Here is a 17,610-nt window from a genome sequence, read left to right on the forward strand (position 1 = left end):
TTAATAGTTGCCTTGTAATCGTGTACAATGCGCCTCATTTATTGCTTTTAATGGTCAGCGATTGTGCCGCCATAATCGCTATTGAGGCTCGACTGTCAATACGGACTTTATTTAATTTGAAATGCCTGACATCTTTAGATGGACGAGATCGAAAGATTGTACTCTCGTAACCAGTCGTGATGATGCGGCAAAAGAGGACACCATGTTTACGTTTATATTAGCCCTGCATATTATTGTGGCGATCGGTATGATCGGACTGATTTTGATACAGCATGGCAAAGGGGCAGACGCTGGGGCTTCTTTTGGAGCAGGCTCTTCAGGCACAGTATTCGGTGCTGCCGGCACGGCGAACTTCTTAACGCGTGCGACAGCAGTGCTGACAGCGATATTTTTTATCACCAGTATGGCACTTGCCGTACATGCCCGTCAGCAATCTAACGATCAGTTCAGACTAGATGCGCCTGCTAGTGTGCCGCAAACGCCGCGCCCACTGACAGAAGACCCTCAGTAATTATATTTTAAGCGATTATAGATAAGCCATCAGCAGGTCTTGCAATTTTGTTAAGTTAGTTTTACAATGCATCCCTGCTTTGGTCACCAGATACAGATTATCGTATCAAAGACTTATAATATAAGAGCCGACATCGATTACCAGATCGTGTCATCGTCTATATATCAATAAAGCAGTTTTAGCGATTGTGGTGGAATTGGTAGACACGCTATCTTGAGGGGGTAGTGGCGCAAGCTGTGGGGGTTCAAGTCCCCCCAATCGCACCAACCTATGACGTGGTACAGCGTCGGGTTGGTATTATAGAAATAATTTTTTTATTTAATTAAAAATAAAGATTGACACCTCTATAAAACCTACCTATAATGTGCATTCTAAATTGATGCGGGGTGGAGCAGTCTGGTAGCTCGTCGGGCTCATAACCCGAAGGTCGTTGGTTCAAATCCAGCCCCCGCTACCACTTTTTATACTGATACTTGTTCTTAGAATTGTCAGTTGCAATTAACCCACCATTATGTTTGTGGGTTTTTTTGTATCTGATAGTCAGTGCCAGCACGGTATCTATTCTACTTATGTTAAGCTCTATGCCTGTAGAGTACGATAATATCTGTTAATCACGCAGACGCGCGTGAACCAAACTACCTTTTATTTTACTCTGTGTATGGCAAATAAGTTTTGCTGTATGTGACGGCCTTTGACCGACTGCCAGTAATTGCTGTCGTATCAGCAGAATCTGAGCATGAGTATGGCGATTGCAGGATTATCTGAGTTACTCGGTGAGACGTTGTTTTTAAATATATTCATTCATAATATGAACCACTGATTAGCAGTAGGTAAACAGGAAATTATAAATAGACTATGAAACTTTCGACTAAAGTCGCTGAATTGACTACGATTATTGCCCCTGCGGTTGCTGCCTGTGATGTGGCACTCTGGGGTGTGGAGTTTGTACCACAAGGCCGCCGCTCGCTGCTGCGTATCTATATTGAGTCTCTACCAGAAGAAAAAGCTCAAGATAAGCAGGTCACCATTGAAGACTGTGCTGCCGTTAACCATCAAGTGAGTGGTATCCTAGAAGTACACGATCCTATCGCTGGAGAATATATTCTAGAAGTATCCTCTCCAGGCTTTGATCGTGCATTTTTTTCAGATGATCAGATGCTGGACTATATTGGTCAGACGGTGAGCTTGCGCTTGATACAAGCGATTGGCCAAGGCGATCAAAAACGCCGTAAGGTGACGGGTAAGCTGGATCATATGAATGCAGAAACGCTGCAGTTGACTGCCGCTGACGGTGAGCAATTTAATGTTGCTTTGAGTAATATTGATAAAGCCAATTTGGTTTATGAAGACGTTGAGTAAAGTAATATCATAAACTTTAAGACTTAGAGATATTGATATGTCGCATCCAGTCAGGTGGTCTCAATAACACATGGTTGATCAGGCATAATGCCATATCGCTAATTGTAGCCAAAACCTCAATACACACATTATAAAATTTGAGTAAGTATAGGACAGGTATAGCATGAGTCGTGAGATTTTAACGGTCGTTGAAACCGTCAGTAATGAAAAAGGCTTAAATCCTGAAGACATCTTTGAGGCAATCGAAGATGCTTTGGTGGTTTCGACGAAGAAAAAAGTATATACCGAGCAGCCTGAAGTGGCTGTGAGAGTTGCGATTGACCGTGCTACTGGCGATTACGATACGTATCGCTATTGGACTGTGGTTGCCGATGAAGATCATGAGATGCCAGCGTGTCAGCTTGCAATCAGCGATCTTGATCCAGAAGAGTGGAACATTGGCGATGTTAAAGAAGAGCAGATTGAGTCGATTGAATTTGGTCGTATTGCGGCCACGCAGGCCAAGCAAGTCATCATCCAAAAAATTCGTGAGGCTGAGCGGGCACTGGTTGCCGATGCTTTTGAGCCACGCGTTGGCGAAATGATGTTTGGCGAAGTCAAAAAACAAACCCGTGATGGTTACATCATTGATCTAGGCGACAATGCCGAAGGTTACCTGTCACGTGATCAAATGTTGCCTCGTGAACAGCTGCGTGTCAAATCGCGCATCAACGCGATTTTGTATCATGTTAACCGCGAAAACCGCGGCGCACAGCTCTTATTATCACGTACGCATCCTGAAATGCTCTCTGCATTAATGCAAAAAGAAGTGCCTGAGATCGCTGAGCAAATTATTGAGATTCGCAATGTCGCCCGTCTGCCAGGGACTCGTGCTAAAATATCGGTGAAAACCAACGATCATCGTATTGATCCGGTTGGTGCTTGTATTGGTATGCGTGGTACGCGTATCCAAGCGGTACAGCAAGAGCTTGATGGCGAACGTATTGACGTGGTGGTATGGTCGGATGATCCAGCCCAGTACATCATCAGCTCACTTGAGCCTGCTGATGTGAGCCGCATTATCTTGGACGAAGATATGCAAACCGCAGATATTATTTTCAGCACCAACGACCAACTTGCACGCGCCATTGGCTCACAAGGTCAAAACGTGCGTTTGGCCTCTGAACTAACGGGCTATAAACTGAACATGATGCTCGAAGAAGAGTATCAGCAGCGCCAAGAAAACGAGACTAAAACATACGTAAACTTGTTTTATGAGCGCTTAGAAGTTGATCAGGATTTGGCGCAAGCTTTGGTTGATATTGGCTTTACCAGTATAGAAGAAGTGGCCTATGTCCCTGTTGAAACCTTCTATGATATCGAAGGCTTGGACGACGATGCGATTGATATGATTCAAGAGCGCGCCAAAGAAGTAGTCATTGCTGATGAGCTGGTCAAACAACAGAATATGAAAGAACCAAGTCAAGAGCTACAAGATCTTGAAGGGATGACGACCAATTGGGCTTATAAAATGGCACAAAAGGACATCGTCACTATTGATGATCTTGCTGAGCAAGCGGTATTTGACTTAGAAGACATTGAAGGTTTGGATGCGGAAACCGCAGGCAAACTGATTATGAAGGCTCGGGAATCTTGGTTCGATGAGTAGGCGTTAAGCGCATATCACTGTCTTTTGGTGGTATGCTATCTCTAATAAAGTGCTAATATCACCTTTATGTTCATTAATAATGCTGATATCAGCCTAGACGCAATCATTTGTAGCCAACAATTGAATTGAAAACATAGCAAACAATAGACAGTAGGTGATAATCAATGGCAGATAAGACCGTCAAAGAACTGGCAGATATGGTAAGCAAAACCCCAAGCGCTGTAAGACAGCAGCTGGTGGATGCTGGACTGCCTGCTCGAGGTGAGGATGACTTGGTCACCGAACGTGAGCAAGAGAAGTTAGTGGCGTATTTAAAACAAAGTCATGGCCAGCAAGACAAGCGCCGTATTAGCCTAAAATCTAAGACGACTAGCACGGCTCGCGTGACTGGCTCTTCAGGCAAATCTAAGAGTGTCAACGTTGAAGTGCGCAAAAAGAAAGTATTCGAAAAACCTGATCCAGAAAAAATGGCCGAAGAGCTCGCCGCTCGCGAAAAAGCGTTAGCTGAAGCGCAAGAACGCGCTGCAAAAGAAGCAGAAGAGCGTAATGCGACCAAGAAAAAGGCAGAAGAGCGTCAAGCAGCAACTTTAGCTGCTATGCGTGCAAGCCTAGGTTCAGGCAAAAGCTCAGGCAGCAGCAGCGAAGAAAACACCACCTCATCTGTCGTAGTGAAAAAAGGCAGTAAAGCGGTGGTCGAAGTTAAGGTCAAAGAAAAAGACAAAGAGAAGAAAAAAGTTGTCGCAACCAAGCCTAAGGTTGAAACGGCTGCTGAGCGTAAAGCGCGCGAAGCACGTGAGAAAGAAGAAGAACGCCTACGTCAAATTGAAGCTGAAACACGCCGTACTCAAGCGGAAGAAGCGCAAAAGCGTACGCTTGAGCAAATGCGTAAAATGGCGGGCAAATATACAGATAATGAGCCGACTACCGAAGTTCGTAAAGACGAGCCATTGGCTGAAGGTTTGGTTGGTGAAGCGCTAGAAGAGTCGTTCGAAAAAGAACGCCGTGAAATCAAGCGCGGTGCTAATGGTACGGGTACTCGCGGTCGTCGCCGTAAGAACCAAGAAGAGCGCGAGATGAAAAACCGTAAAAACGGTTTGAGATCGACGCAAGCGGCGCAGCATAAATTTGAAAAACCGGTCGAAAAAATCGTCCATGACGTCGAAATCAGTGAGCAAATCGTTGTTTCTGATTTGGCGCAGCGTATGGCGGTTAAAGCTCGTGAAGTGATCAAGCTACTTATGAAAATGGGCGAGATTGCGCGCGAGTCTGATAGCATTGACCAAGCCACTGCCAGCTTGCTTGTGGAAGAAATGGGTCACAATCCTGTATTGGTCAGCGACAACAAAGTTGAAGATGACTTACATGATGCGGTTGATGAACGCAGCAGTAATGTACAGGCACGTCCGCCAGTAGTGACTATTATGGGTCACGTTGACCATGGTAAAACATCACTGCTTGATAAAATTCGTGAGACCAAGGTTGCTAATGGCGAAGCGGGCGGCATCACGCAGCATATCGGTGCTTATCACGTTGAAACTGCACGTGGCGTAATTACCTTCCTTGACACTCCAGGCCATGCTGCCTTTAGTGCCATGCGTTCACGCGGCGCGCAAGCGACCGATATCGTGGTATTGGTGGTTGCTGCTGATGACGGCATGATGCCACAAACTGAAGAAGCGATTGATCATGCACGTGCTGCAGGCACGCCGCTGATCGTAGCGATCAACAAAATGGACAAGCCAGGCGCTGATCCGGATCGCGTACTCAATGAGTTGACCGCTAAAGAAGTCGTTTCAGAAGAGTGGGGTGGCGACACGCCAATGGCGCGTATCTCTGCGAAAACAGGCGAAGGTATCGACGATCTTCTAGAGTACATCAGTATCCAAGCAGAACTGATGGAACTAGAAGCTCCACTAGACGGCGCTGCCCAAGGTGTGGTCATCGAGTCTAAGCTTGAAAAAGGCCGTGGTCCTGTTGTTAGCGTACTGGTCAAAAAAGGCACGCTTAAACAGGGTGATTTGGTCTTGGCGGGTGAGCATTACGGTAAAGTCCGCGCCATTACCGATGAAAACGGTAAGCGTATCCAATCAGCAGGTCCTTCTATCCCTGTTGAAATCTTGGGTCTGCCCGAGACGGCTGCTGCTGGTAGCGAGTTCCTTGTGGTTACTGATGAGAAGAAAGCCCGTGAAGTGGCTGACTTTAGAACCAACCGTGAGCGCGAGCGTCAGCTTGAGCGTCAGAACAAAATGCGCTTAGAGAGCATGTTTGAACAGATGGGCCAAGGCGATGTGTCATTCTTAAACATCGTGCTCAAAACAGACGTTCGCGGCTCACTCGAAGCACTGCTTGCGGCGCTTGATGAGCTATCGACTGATGAGGTCAAAGTACGCGTGATCAGCTCAGGCGTCGGCCCGATTTCTGAATCAGACGTCACTTTGGCAGAATCTAGTGAAGCGGTACTACTCGGTTTCAACGTACGTGCGGACAGCACTGCCCGCCGTAAAGCAGATACGGCTGACATGGATATTCGCTACTACAGTGTCATCTATGGTTTGATTGACGATGTGAAAGCAGCTATGAGCGGTATGTTAGCGCCTGAACACCGTGAGAAAATCTTGGGTATCGCTGAGGTTCGTGAAGTGTTCCGCTCAAGTAAGTTTGGTGCAGCAGCAGGTTGTATGGTGGTTGAAGGTACAATCTACCGTAACAAACCTATTCGCGTACTGCGTGATGACAAAGTGATCTTTACGGGTCAATTGCAATCACTACGCCGCTATAAAGAAGACGTTAACGAAGTGCGTACTGGCATGGAGTGTGGTCTTGCGGTTCGCGGCTACGATGTCGAAGCTGGCGATAAGATTGAGGTCTTCGAGATTCAAGAATTCGAACGCACGATCTAAGCAGCACTATTCATTAGATTGTGAGGCCTAACAGGTTCATCCTGCTAGGCCTTTTTTAGCATATAAAAAGGCAATGTTGTCGCGATGGTTAGATTTTTTTGATATCTATGCCCATTTTAGCTGTCAATGTTTTGCCAAAATGTACCATGACATTTATAAAAAAAGGATAATCACATGAACCAACGTTTACAGCGTTTGTCGGATCAGATTCAGCGTGAGCTGGCCGTTCTTATTCGAGATGAGGTTAACGATCCACGCTTGACAGGTTTTGTCACCATCTCTAGCGTTAAAGTCAGCCCAGATCTTGGCTACGCAGACATTTATGTCACCATCATGGAGCCTGAGCTTAATGATGCTATGACCAAAACCAACCATGAGCAGAGCGTACAAGTATTGAATAAAGCGGCGGGTTTTTTGCGCACGGAGCTCAGCCACAGCCTAAAAACACGTACCACCCCGCGCCTTCGTTTTCACTACGATGAAGTAACGGCTCGTGGTAACTACATGATGGACTTGATCAATCAGGCCGTGAATAAAACTGAGCAAAACGAAGCAGACGAGTAAACCATGACGATGTCTATACCTGACAGTAATCAGACACCAAAAAAGGTTGAGCCAAACGCGGCTAAGCAAAAAGTTTCAGGTGTTATGTTGATTGACAAGCCAATGGGCATGACATCTCAGCAGGTGGTGTCCAAAGTCAAATACCTGTTCAAATCACCTGTGCATGACAGTAAAAAAGCAGGTCATACGGGCACACTAGATCCAATGGCAACTGGCCTGTTGCCCATTTGTTTGGGTGAAGCGACCAAGTTTAGTCACTATCAGCTAGACGCTAATAAGGCGTATCAAGCGACTATTTTGCTGGGTAGCCAAACCGATACTGGTGATGCAGAAGGGCAAGTCATTGCCAATCAGCCTGTACCTGCGATGACTCAAGCAGCGCTAGAGGCGGTCACGGAGCAGTTTCTGGGCGCACAGCAGCAGATACCGCCCATGTACTCAGCGCTAAAAAAAGAAGGCAAAAAGTTGTATGAGTATGCTCGTGCAGGCATTGAGGTTGAACGCCCCGCAAGAGACATCACCATCAAAGCGCTTGAGCTGCAATCAATCAGCGCTGAGCAGTTGCAGCTGACCGTTACCTGTAGCAAAGGCACTTACGTACGTGTGCTTGGCGAAGATATTGCTAAAGCTTTGGGCACGCTTGGACATTTGACCGCGCTGCGCCGTATACAAGTCGGCAAGTTTGATGGCGAATCGGCCATTACCATCGCCCAGCTTGAAGCATTAAATCTGTCTGACAGATTGTCCATGTTGTTACCTGTTGATGCGTGTATCGACATCTGCGCTGAACTTACGCTAGGCAGCACACAGTGCGATCGTTTACGCCAAGGTCAGCGCCTCAACGTACGCGAACAATTTGATGACGCATTAGAATCTTACTTGCTGCATCAAGTGACAGCCGCCACTGGCAATGATGACACGCTCATAGTGCATGAATATCCTGTCGATATCAGACTGCTTGACGAACAAGGCCAGTTCATTGGCTTAGGCGCACTCAGTCTCAATGGCCGATTGCAGCCCAAAAAGCTGATTCATTTGTAGTGTGGATAGTGATAGGGTCACCGACATCGGCATATGAATAACGTAAGTGAGGTACAACTTACTGTCATATTACATTAATCACATACCGATACATTTAGTTGCAGGTTTCGCCTATGGTGAAACCTGTTTTTTTTATACACTGGTTACCAGTTGACTAGGAAGGCTGATGGCAAAAAAATGGATATATAAAGAAAATACTTATCATATAAAAAAATAAATAATAATGATCTCTTATAAAGACGACATCCTATAAAAAAATAAAATATAGTAAAAGTTAAAATTATAATAATTGAAAAATAAGCACCATAACAATAAGAAAAAGTAATAACAATCGAAAATAACAAAAATTATTATTGATAATTTTAAAATTCATAAAGAAAAAACAGGATCTACTATGAAGACCATCGCTTTTTTGCTCCATACCAACTTTGAACAGGTAGAGTATGAAGACGTCAATAACCAACTAAAAGATAAAGGTTATCAAACGGTACTTATCACTACCAATGATGACAAACAAGTTCAAGGACTCAATCACGTTGATAAAGGCGACACTTTCACGGCAGACAGCTTCGCTAAAGACGCCAACCCAGCAGACTATGATGCACTGGTTTTACCAGGTGGTACCGTTAATGCTGACGGACTGCGCAGTAATGACGAAGCACATCGTATTATCACGGCGATAAATGAAGCAGGCAAACCGCTGGCCGCCATTTGCCATGCACCTTGGGCTTTAGTCAACACAGGCATCGCCAAAAACAAAACATTAACCGCCTTTCAAACGCTACAGACAGACCTTGAAAATGCAGGCGCAACTTATGTGGACAAAACTGTCCAAGTAGACGGTAATTTGATCACTTCTCGCAATCCTGATGACATTCTTAACTTTGTGGATGCCATTGATAAAGCATTATCTGCTTAACCAGCATATAGTGAATTACTGAAAATAATAATTTATCTTAGTACTCAAACTAAGATTGATTGCCCATTTACAGACACTGATTTAACAACGCTAAAAAGGATATAATAATGACACAACCTAACCCAAACGATACCAAACTTGAGCAACAAAAATCTGAATCAGAAGTGGCGTCACTAAAAAACCAAACTGAAGACAACTATAGCAAAGATACTGAAGCGGCAGCTGACCGTATTGCTGATAACTTAGAAGATGCCAAATCTGACAAGTAAATGATTATTGCATTAACAACTTAGCAGTAATTATTCTAAAAGCGCCTTTTGCTAAGTGATTGCAGACAGGCGCTTTTGTTGTTTTAGCTGTGTTCTTTTTTATTAACTCTTATTTTTCATGAACATTATACCCACGATATAGGATGTATTATGGATAAGTCAGCCCAAAACATGGATGCGCAAGAAAAGCAGATCGAAACGCTCGCTGAAGATATTAACCCAGCGCAAGACATTACCCCTGATAGTGAAGCCGAAGCCACAACTGTACCATTAGATGATGATGCTTTAGGCGGCCACGCAACTGAAGATCAAAAATGATGGCTGCCAGTATGCTCATGGTAACGGATAAAAACTGCTGTTAGTTCAGCGGTTTTTTGTTATAATGGCTCGCACCAATTTGCGTGTGAGCATGCCACTAGGACCACTCTAGTAATGCAGGGTTGCCCCGAATGACATGCCAAACTTTCTTATTTATGTTCATGGCCTTTTTATGACTATAAAAGTGCTGTGACCCTTAGCATTGCCGGAGACAATTATGCTAACTAATGCTGATCGCGAACAAATCATTGCTAAATACCAACGCGGCGAAAATGACACAGGTTCTCCTGAAGTTCAAATCGCTCTTTTGAGTGCGCGTATCAACGATTTGCAGAATCATTTCAAAGAACACAAAGCTGATCACCACAGCCGTCGTGGCCTTATCCGTATGGTAAACCAACGTCGTAAATTGCTTGACTACTTAAAAGGCAAAGACTTGGGTCGTTACACCACGGTCATCAGCCAGTTGGGCCTACGTCGCTAATTTAGCGATAGCGATACTGTCACTGCCAAATAATATTGTAAGGTCTATTGATAACCCTGTTGTCATGATATTGGTACAAATAGCTGGTTGCTGTCAGTATACGCGTTGATCGATAAAAAGCGGTGTGGAATAGTTTCACACCGCTTTTTTATGGCATGGATATTGAGTAAAAATAATAATACCGGCCAGATGGGCACTCTTAGAACAGGTTAAAAACTTATCCTACCGACCTTGTACGGTAATTGATTGGTGCATAGATAAAAATCCCTGTAAAATGAGGCACTATTGGTCATCAGATACTACAATCAGCTACTATGAGATTGTGGTAATGTAGGGCACAGCGAGCAGTGATAGTGCAGTAGGATATTATAGACAAAAGAAAGACCAATGATAGGATGGTGGCGCAATGAGAAGCGCCTTGTTTACTGCCTGTAAGCGCAGGTCGTCATCCGCCGAACATGAAAACAGTATAGCTATTAATATAGTACCATCATGAATATGGATAGATGCAGCAGATAAAGACCAATGACCATCACATTATGCTGCTGGTCATCGTGGTTGCGATACACCGCTTATCACCACACAGATACCAAATTCTTAACGATCGATGTCAGCACATACTGATTGCTGGCATCATTTCCGTCATTCAACATTAGGAAACTTATATGACAACACCGACAATGTTTAATACCATCAAGCGCGAATTCCAGTACGGCGACCAAAAAGTTGTTTTAGAAACTGGCCGCATTGCCCGTCAAGCCAACTCAATCATGGTACATATGGGCGGTGTTTCAGTATTGGTTGCTGCCGTCGTCAAATCTGAAGCGAAAGAAGGCCAAAATTTCTTCCCACTCACCGTGAACTATCAAGAAAAAATGTACGCTGCGGGTAAAATCCCAGGCGCTTATGGCAAGCGCGAAGGCCGTGCCAGTGAGTTTGAAACTTTGACCTCACGCTTGATTGACCGTCCTATTCGTCCACTGTTCCCAGAAGGCTATGTGAACGAAATCCAAATCACCGCAACCGTGGTGTCGTCAGATAAGACTCAGCATGCTGATATTGCGGCGATGATTGGTGCTTCTGCTGCCCTTGCGATCTCTGATGCGCCATTTAACGGCCCAATCGCAGGCGCACGCGTTGGCTTTATCGGTGGTGAATATGTGTTAAACCCAACCATCGAACAGCTTGAAACCAGTGATCTTGATCTTGTGGTCGCAGGTACAAAATCTGCGGTATTGATGGTCGAGTCTGAAGCAGCAGAGTTGTCAGAAGACCAAATGCTTGGCGCAGTCCTTTATGGCCACCAGCAGCAACAAATCGTCATCGACAACATTGCGTCTTTGGCAGAAGAGGTGGGTACCGCCAAGCAAGACTTTACCACGCCAACGCACAACGAAACGCTAGAAGCAGATATGAAAGCGCAGTTTGGTGAGCAAGTGGCTGACGCTTATACCATCACGGATAAGCAAGCACGTTACACCAAGCTTGATGAGATCAAGCAAGCGGCTATTGATGCGCTAGCAGGTGATGCTGAGTCAGAAACGTATGCCGATACCGTGTCTGAGCTAAAAGACATCTATAATGACTTAAAATACCGTACGGTTCGTGACAACATCTTGTCAGGTAAGCCGCGTATTGATGGCCGTGATCTTGAAACGGTACGTGCCCTTGACGTGCAAGTGGGCGTATTGCCATATACGCATGGGTCTGCGTTGTTCACGCGCGGCGAAACCCAAGCCTTGGTGACCACCACACTGGGCAACAGCCGTGATGTGAACTTGATTGATTCACTTGCAGGCACGATTCGTGACCATTTCATGCTACATTACAACTTCCCGCATTTCTCAGTGGGCGAGACAGGCCGTGAAGGTATTCCAAAGCGCCGCGAAATCGGCCATGGTCGCCTAGCACGCCGCGGTGTACAAGCGATGCTACCAGACAGCGAACGCTTCCCGTACGTGATCCGTGTGGTATCAGAAATCACTGAATCAAACGGTTCATCATCTATGGCGTCTGTTTGTGGTGCCAGCTTGGCATTGATGGACGCAGGTGTACCATTAAAAGCACCTGTTGCTGGTATCGCGATGGGTCTGGTAAAAGAAGGCGATCGTTTCGCCGTCTTATCAGACATCTTAGGTGATGAAGATCATCTTGGCGACATGGACTTTAAAGTCGCGGGTTCAAAAGACGGTATCACCGCGCTACAGATGGACATCAAAATCGAAGGCATCACCCCTGATATCATGGAAAAGGCGCTTAACCAAGCCCATGCTGGTCGTATCCACATCCTAAACGCCATGAATGAAGTATTGCCATCAAGCCGTACTGAAATCAACGCACACGCACCAAACTATGCGGTTATCGAAATCAACCCAGAAAAAATCCGTGACGTGATCGGTAAAGGCGGCGCGACCATCCGTCAGTTGACTGAAGAAACGGGCGCGGTCATCGACATTGATGACGCAGGTACGATCCGTATCTTTGGTGAAAACAAAGCAGCCACCAAAGCGGCGATTGGCAAAATCGAAGCCTTGACTGCAGAAGTGGAAGTGGGTAAAACTTACGAAGGGACAGTCGCGCGTATCGTTGACTTTGGCGCGTTTGTTAACTTGTTGCCAAATACTGATGGCCTTGTACATATTTCACAAATCGCAGAAGAGCGCGTTGAAAATGTATCAGACTACCTAAAAGAAGGTCAGGTCGTGAAAGTATTTGTACAAGATGTGGACAACCGTGGTCGTATCAAGTTGACCATGAAAGGCATCGAGCAAAACCCAGCTGAATAAGTCAAGTGAATCATGCCATGCAGGCGTAGCGTCACCCTTGCTACGTCTGTGATGCAGGACTGATAGTTTACATCGTAAAAATGACAGCCGCCTTGAGTATTCAGGGCGGTTTTTTTATGGCTGTTATTTTTGCGAGTAGAGGTTTTCTTGGACAAGGCTTGCTGTAGATCTGTCAGCTAAAGCGATAAATCTCTAGGTAGGTGCAAATCAATACTGACTTTTGGTAAATCTTGCAGATGCTGTTGCAATAGCGGCAAAACGGTGGTATGCCAATCGGGATTGTGCGGCTCAGTAGGCGAGGTGGTAGCAGAAGCAGATGGATGCGCGGTGTCACTGGCGCTTTGATGTACACTGGTCAGTGGGCGTCCTAGCAAGGCCAGTTTTCGCACACCATGATATCGTATCATGGGTATCAGCTGCTGGCGCAAATCCAGCAACGCCGCACTGAGCCAACGGGTACGCGTCGCATGATAAGGGTGGTCTGAGATGACTAAATTGGCAATATAGCGCGGCTGATTACCATTATTACTGGCGCCCAGTCCTGTGATCTCAAGGGCACGTTTGTGCAACAGGCAGCTGCCCACCATCAGGCTACCATCAAGGCACGCGCGGCGATAACGCTGATGGTTATCAGGATACAAGCTTTTGCTGCGCAGCAATACGGGATCAAGCAAGATCCCCGCAGTGTTGACAGGCAAAATCAGCACCTGTGCGCGACTGTTCAAAATAGGCGTATGGGTCGGCTGGAGTGAGGCCATAGCGACTGTCCTATCAGTTAAAAAATAAATCCCTCTCTGCACTATAGCAAAATGCAAAACAAAAGCCCATCAATAGATGAGCTTTTATAGGGGCAAAAAATAGCGTGTTTTAAGGCTTAAACTTCACCGTACCGCTGGTACCAGTGGTCATCGCATCACGAGCGATCTGATCCTCGGCATGGTTTTGGGCGCTGATCGCATCAGGGTCAGGCCTGTGCTCACGGTGACCGCACGCATTACACTCAATATATTCATCAGGCTCAGGGGTAAATATCTGCACCTGCATCACAGCATCCATGGCTGAGCATTTGGGGCAGCGTACGCCTGCTAAAAACTGCCGCTTAGGACGGGTTGATTGATAACGCATCAGACTGCCTCGCCTTGATCGGCGGCACTGCTGTCTACGCCGCTAAACCCGTTATGGCGCAGTAAGGCCTCAATCGAGGCACTACGGCCACGGAAGTTTTCAAAGTTAATTTGTGCAGGTAGGCTCCCACCGACTGATAAGATCGACTCGCGAAACGCTTTTCCTGTCATCGGGTTAAAAATACCGTCTTCTTCAAATTTACTGAATGCATCAGCAGACAACAGCTCTGCCCATTTGTAAGAATAGTACCCCGCTGCATAACCGCCAGCAAAAATATGACTAAAGCCATTGGCAAAGCGGTTGTAATCAGGCGTATCCATGACCGCAACATCACGGCGCACTGCATCAAGCGTCGCCAAAATGCCATCATAATCAAGCGCTGGCGTGTGGGTGTGGATTAACAAATCAAACAAGGCAAACTCGATTTGGCGCAGGGTCTGTAAGCCACTTTGGAAGTTTTTGGCGGCGAGCAGCGCATCCAGCTTATCTTGCGGAAGCGACTCACCTGTCTCTACGTGACTGCTGATCAGCGCAATGCCCTCAGCATCCCACGCCCAGTTTTCCATAAACTGACTGGGCAGCTCGACCGCGTCCCACTCTACGCCATTGACCCCTGCGACATCACCAACGGTCACTTTAGTCAATAGATGATGCAGGCCATGACCGAACTCATGAAACAGAGTCAACACCTCATCGTGGGTCAACAAGCTGGGCTTGCCGTCAATGGCTGGCGTGAAGTTGCCAACCATAAAGCAAACAGGCAACTGCTGATATGCGCCGTCTTCATGATGATAGCGTGATTGGAATCCGCTCATCCACGCGCCGCCACGCTTGCCGCTACGGGCAAATAGGTCAAAATAAAAGCCGCCGATCAAGGTATCATCGGCATCAAACAACTGATAAAAATGCACCTCATCGTGCCACCGTGATACCGCATCAGCATCGCCGACCGACTCACGGACTTGAATACCATAAAGGCGCTGCACAATGGCAAATAGACCATCAATCACGTGTGCCACTGGAAAGTAAGGGCGAATTTCTTCTTGTGATAAGCTGAATTGTCGTTGTTTGACCTTTTCGGCAATGTAGGCACTGTCCCATGGCTGTAACTCGGTAATACCAAACTCAGTGGCGCAGGCTTGTAGCTGTGCTAGGTCATGTTGTGCGGTTGGAGTAGCCTGCTTGGCAAGGTCGCGCAAAAAGGCTTCTACCTCATCGGCGTTGCTGGCCATCTTGGTCGAGAGCGATACTTCAGCATAGTTGTCCATACCCAGTAGCGCGGCTTTTTGCTCGCGCAGCTGCAAAATACGGCTCATGTTGTCCGCATTGTTCAGCGATTCGCCTTTGGCATTGGTGTGTTGGTCAAACTCTGAAGCGCGCGTCACATAAGCACGATAAAGCGTCTCACGCAGGTCTCGATCATCAGCATGAGTCATCACCGCCAAATAGACTGGAATATTGAGCGTGGCGACATAGTAAGGCGTGGGTAGCGCATCGATATCTGCTTGGTTGTGCGTCTTTTCGGTTAGCAAGCGCGCCTTATACTGCTCTCCAGCATCTACCAATAGTGACAGTCCGCTATCGGTCAAGCCTGATAGCTGCTCAGACTCAAGCGGCAGGGCATAGGCTTGGGTGGCGTCCAAAATGTTGTCTGAAAACTTCGCTGACAAGGTAGACAGCTCACTTTGAATGTCAGCAAATTGTGCTTGCTGCTCTGTTGGCAGTGCCACACCCGATAGCTCAAAACTGCGTATGGCAAGCTCAATGGCACGGGCACGCGGCGTCTCAAGCGCGGCAAAAAACGCGTCATCACCGACGATGGCCTCATAACGGTTAAACAGCGGCTGATGCTGACCCACGCGCGTACCATAAGCAGACAGTTTGGGCAGCAGCTCGTGATGCACATGGCGAATGTCATCATTACTCATCACACTATTGAGGTGGGAGAGCACGCCCCAACTGCGATCTAACGCCAAATTGAGATGGTCAAAGGCCAGCACATCGGCCAATGCTGCTTCAGCATTGTCTGCCTCTTCGCTCAATTGATCCAAAAAGTCATTGGCATGGTCAATCGCCTCATTCACGTCGGTTTTGAGGGTGTCCGGTGAGCTTGCCGCAAAATCAACAAGATGCAAATCGGGGGAAAGGGTAGTCATAACAGTATCCAGTTATTATAAAAGTAATGTAAAAACGTTATCTAAAAGATGGGTATGATCAAGTATAAATGCAACCTTATACGATGGACGGCTGAAACAGCGATGGGGTAGTCGTTTTGGCGAGCCACCTTTTGTGATTTTAACCACAAGTTTGTCGTCAGAATCATGACCGATCGACATCATACTGATAAAGACACTTACAAAGAGTCATCATTTGCTTGCAAAGCAACCATATAGCACGCAAAGTGAAATTGATAGCATCTTATCAATAGCACAAAAAATGGTTGTGCTAAAAATAACAATCAAAAAACCATCATGATAATAAAACAAGGAACCACATCTATGAAAGCGACACTCAAAAGCCTACGTGAAACCAAAGCCAACCCTGCCGTGAGCATCTTTATAAAAACGCATCGTGAGCACCCCGCCAATGAGACGGATCCTATTGCCCTAAAAAACCAGTTGAAGGCCACCGAAGATCGACTGAATAAAGAATATGACAAGCACACGGCCACCACCATTTTAGATAATATCCATGCCAAAACGGAAGATCTTAATCATAACTACAACCTTGATACCCTAGCGATCTTCGCCAGTGAAGATGACGTACAGATCGTTCGTATGCCGATAGATACCACAGAGCGCATCGTGATTTCAGACCGTTTTGCCACGCGTGACCTCGTCCGTGATATGGCCAGTGCCGTGCATTATTACACCGTGGTCTTGACCCAGCATAAGGCACGCTTGATCGAAGCGGCCAATGATCGTGTGGTTGCTGAATTTCATAAAGATTCAGACAAGCAAGACCATATGGAGAACATCCCGTTCCCTGTTGAAAACAACAACCCATACATGACAGGCGACGGCAGTTCGGATCGTTCATCAAATAACGAAAGCAGCTATCTAAAAGAATACTTTAACCAAGTGGATAAAAGCGTCCAAGAGCTGTGGGGCGAGCACAAAATGCCGCTGGTGATCGTTGGTGATATCAAAAATGTTGGTTACTATAAAGAAGTCTGTGACCGTCCAGAAAATATCATTGCAACCGTTACCAACGTGACTGAGCTTGATGAAGGCAAAGCGCAGCATATTATTGACGGCGTACAAGAGGCCGTAGAAAGCTATCGCACCTCACTTCATGAGGCTGCCATGGGCGAGATTGACAAGGCTCGCGGTGCTGACATGCTGCGTACAGACTTGCAGGAAGTGTACCGCGCTGCCTATCAAGGCGCAGGCGAAACCTTATACGTCCGTCGCGGCTACATCCAGCCTGCCGAAATTGACGAAACGGCGCAGACATTGAGTATAGTCGATGATGCCTCTGCAGAAGGTGTCACCGATGATGCGATCGGCGATATCATCGAACATGTGATCCATAACGGCGGCGAAACGGTCTTTATGCCGGCTGAGATCATGGGTGCTGATCAGCCAATTGCGTTGGTCACTCGCTACTAAGACTTGCTGAGCGCTGATAAGGCATAGCAAGTTGAAAAAGGGCGACACCCGTTTGTGTTTATGATGGCTGTCATT

At 46.5% G+C, this 17,610-nt stretch carries 15 protein-coding genes and 2 tRNA genes; 14 read left to right on the forward strand and 3 right to left on the reverse strand.

Annotated elements, in window-relative coordinates:
* Positions 1-202: 202 nt before the first annotated feature.
* The 13 genes from secG to pnp all read left to right on the forward strand — a co-directional run bounded on the left by secG (position 203) and on the right by pnp (position 12,799).
* A complete protein-coding gene (secG, locus tag ACFI32_RS13155; RefSeq protein WP_462627053.1) occupies positions 203-511 on the forward strand; it encodes a preprotein translocase subunit SecG in 309 nt (102 codons plus the stop codon).
* Positions 512-692: 181 nt separating this feature from the next.
* Positions 693-777: transfer RNA gene (locus ACFI32_RS13160), tRNA-Leu, on the forward strand.
* A 114-nt stretch (positions 778-891) separates the two neighbouring features.
* Positions 892-968, forward strand: a tRNA-Met gene (locus tag ACFI32_RS13165).
* 398 nt (positions 969-1,366) lie between these two features.
* On the forward strand, positions 1,367-1,870 hold the full coding sequence (rimP, locus tag ACFI32_RS13170) for a ribosome maturation factor RimP (RefSeq protein WP_462627054.1): 504 nt from the start codon (positions 1,367-1,369) through the stop codon (positions 1,868-1,870).
* A gap of 163 nt (positions 1,871-2,033) precedes the next feature.
* A complete protein-coding gene (gene nusA, locus ACFI32_RS13175; protein WP_462627055.1) occupies positions 2,034-3,518 on the forward strand; it encodes a transcription termination factor NusA in 1,485 nt (494 codons plus the stop codon).
* 164 nt (positions 3,519-3,682) lie between these two features.
* The gene (gene infB / locus ACFI32_RS13180) at positions 3,683-6,418 is read left to right on the forward strand and encodes a translation initiation factor IF-2 (RefSeq protein ID WP_462627056.1); all 2,736 of its coding nucleotides are present in this window, start codon (positions 3,683-3,685) and stop codon (positions 6,416-6,418) included.
* Positions 6,419-6,592: 174 nt separating this feature from the next.
* Complete coding sequence (locus ACFI32_RS13185; protein WP_462627057.1) at positions 6,593-6,982, forward strand: ribosome-binding factor A; 390 nt, start codon at positions 6,593-6,595, stop codon at positions 6,980-6,982.
* A 9-nt stretch (positions 6,983-6,991) separates the two neighbouring features.
* A complete protein-coding gene (truB, locus tag ACFI32_RS13190; RefSeq protein WP_462627078.1) occupies positions 6,992-8,023 on the forward strand; it encodes a tRNA pseudouridine(55) synthase TruB in 1,032 nt (343 codons plus the stop codon).
* 394 nt (positions 8,024-8,417) lie between these two features.
* Complete coding sequence (locus tag ACFI32_RS13195; RefSeq protein WP_462627058.1) at positions 8,418-8,942, forward strand: type 1 glutamine amidotransferase domain-containing protein; 525 nt, start codon at positions 8,418-8,420, stop codon at positions 8,940-8,942.
* 107 nt (positions 8,943-9,049) lie between these two features.
* Complete coding sequence (locus ACFI32_RS13200) at positions 9,050-9,211, forward strand: hypothetical protein (RefSeq protein WP_462627059.1); 162 nt, start codon at positions 9,050-9,052, stop codon at positions 9,209-9,211.
* 150 nt (positions 9,212-9,361) lie between these two features.
* Positions 9,362-9,529 (forward strand): hypothetical protein, encoded by a 168-nt coding sequence (locus tag ACFI32_RS13205; protein WP_462627060.1) that lies wholly within the window; start codon positions 9,362-9,364, stop codon positions 9,527-9,529.
* 214 nt (positions 9,530-9,743) lie between these two features.
* The gene (rpsO, locus tag ACFI32_RS13210) at positions 9,744-10,013 is read left to right on the forward strand and encodes a 30S ribosomal protein S15 (RefSeq protein WP_462627079.1); all 270 of its coding nucleotides are present in this window, start codon (positions 9,744-9,746) and stop codon (positions 10,011-10,013) included.
* 680 nt (positions 10,014-10,693) lie between these two features.
* On the forward strand, positions 10,694-12,799 hold the full coding sequence (gene pnp, locus ACFI32_RS13215; RefSeq protein WP_462627080.1) for a polyribonucleotide nucleotidyltransferase: 2,106 nt from the start codon (positions 10,694-10,696) through the stop codon (positions 12,797-12,799).
* Between the two features lie 176 nt (positions 12,800-12,975).
* Here the strand turns inward: pnp and ACFI32_RS13220 are convergent, their stop codons facing one another.
* From ACFI32_RS13220 to ACFI32_RS13230, 3 genes are all read right to left on the reverse strand, one after another.
* Positions 12,976-13,557, reverse strand: a complete 582-nt coding sequence (locus tag ACFI32_RS13220) for a macro domain-containing protein (RefSeq protein WP_462627061.1) — start codon at positions 13,555-13,557, stop codon at positions 12,976-12,978.
* A gap of 109 nt (positions 13,558-13,666) precedes the next feature.
* Positions 13,667-13,924, reverse strand: coding sequence for a YheV family putative zinc ribbon protein (locus tag ACFI32_RS13225; RefSeq protein WP_462627062.1), 258 nt, complete (start codon positions 13,922-13,924; stop codon positions 13,667-13,669).
* The gene (locus ACFI32_RS13230) at positions 13,924-16,080 is read right to left on the reverse strand and encodes a M3 family metallopeptidase (protein WP_462627063.1); all 2,157 of its coding nucleotides are present in this window, start codon (positions 16,078-16,080) and stop codon (positions 13,924-13,926) included. Before ACFI32_RS13230 ends, ACFI32_RS13225 begins: the two co-directional genes overlap by 1 nt.
* Positions 16,081-16,422: 342 nt before the next feature.
* Here ACFI32_RS13230 and ACFI32_RS13235 point away from each other — a divergent pair, with 342 nt between their 5' ends.
* Complete coding sequence (locus tag ACFI32_RS13235; RefSeq protein ID WP_462627064.1) at positions 16,423-17,535, forward strand: AOC03_06830 family ribosome hibernation factor; 1,113 nt, start codon at positions 16,423-16,425, stop codon at positions 17,533-17,535.
* Positions 17,536-17,610: the final 75 nt, after the last annotated feature.

This window comes from Psychrobacter sp. PSi21, from assembly GCF_054960615.1.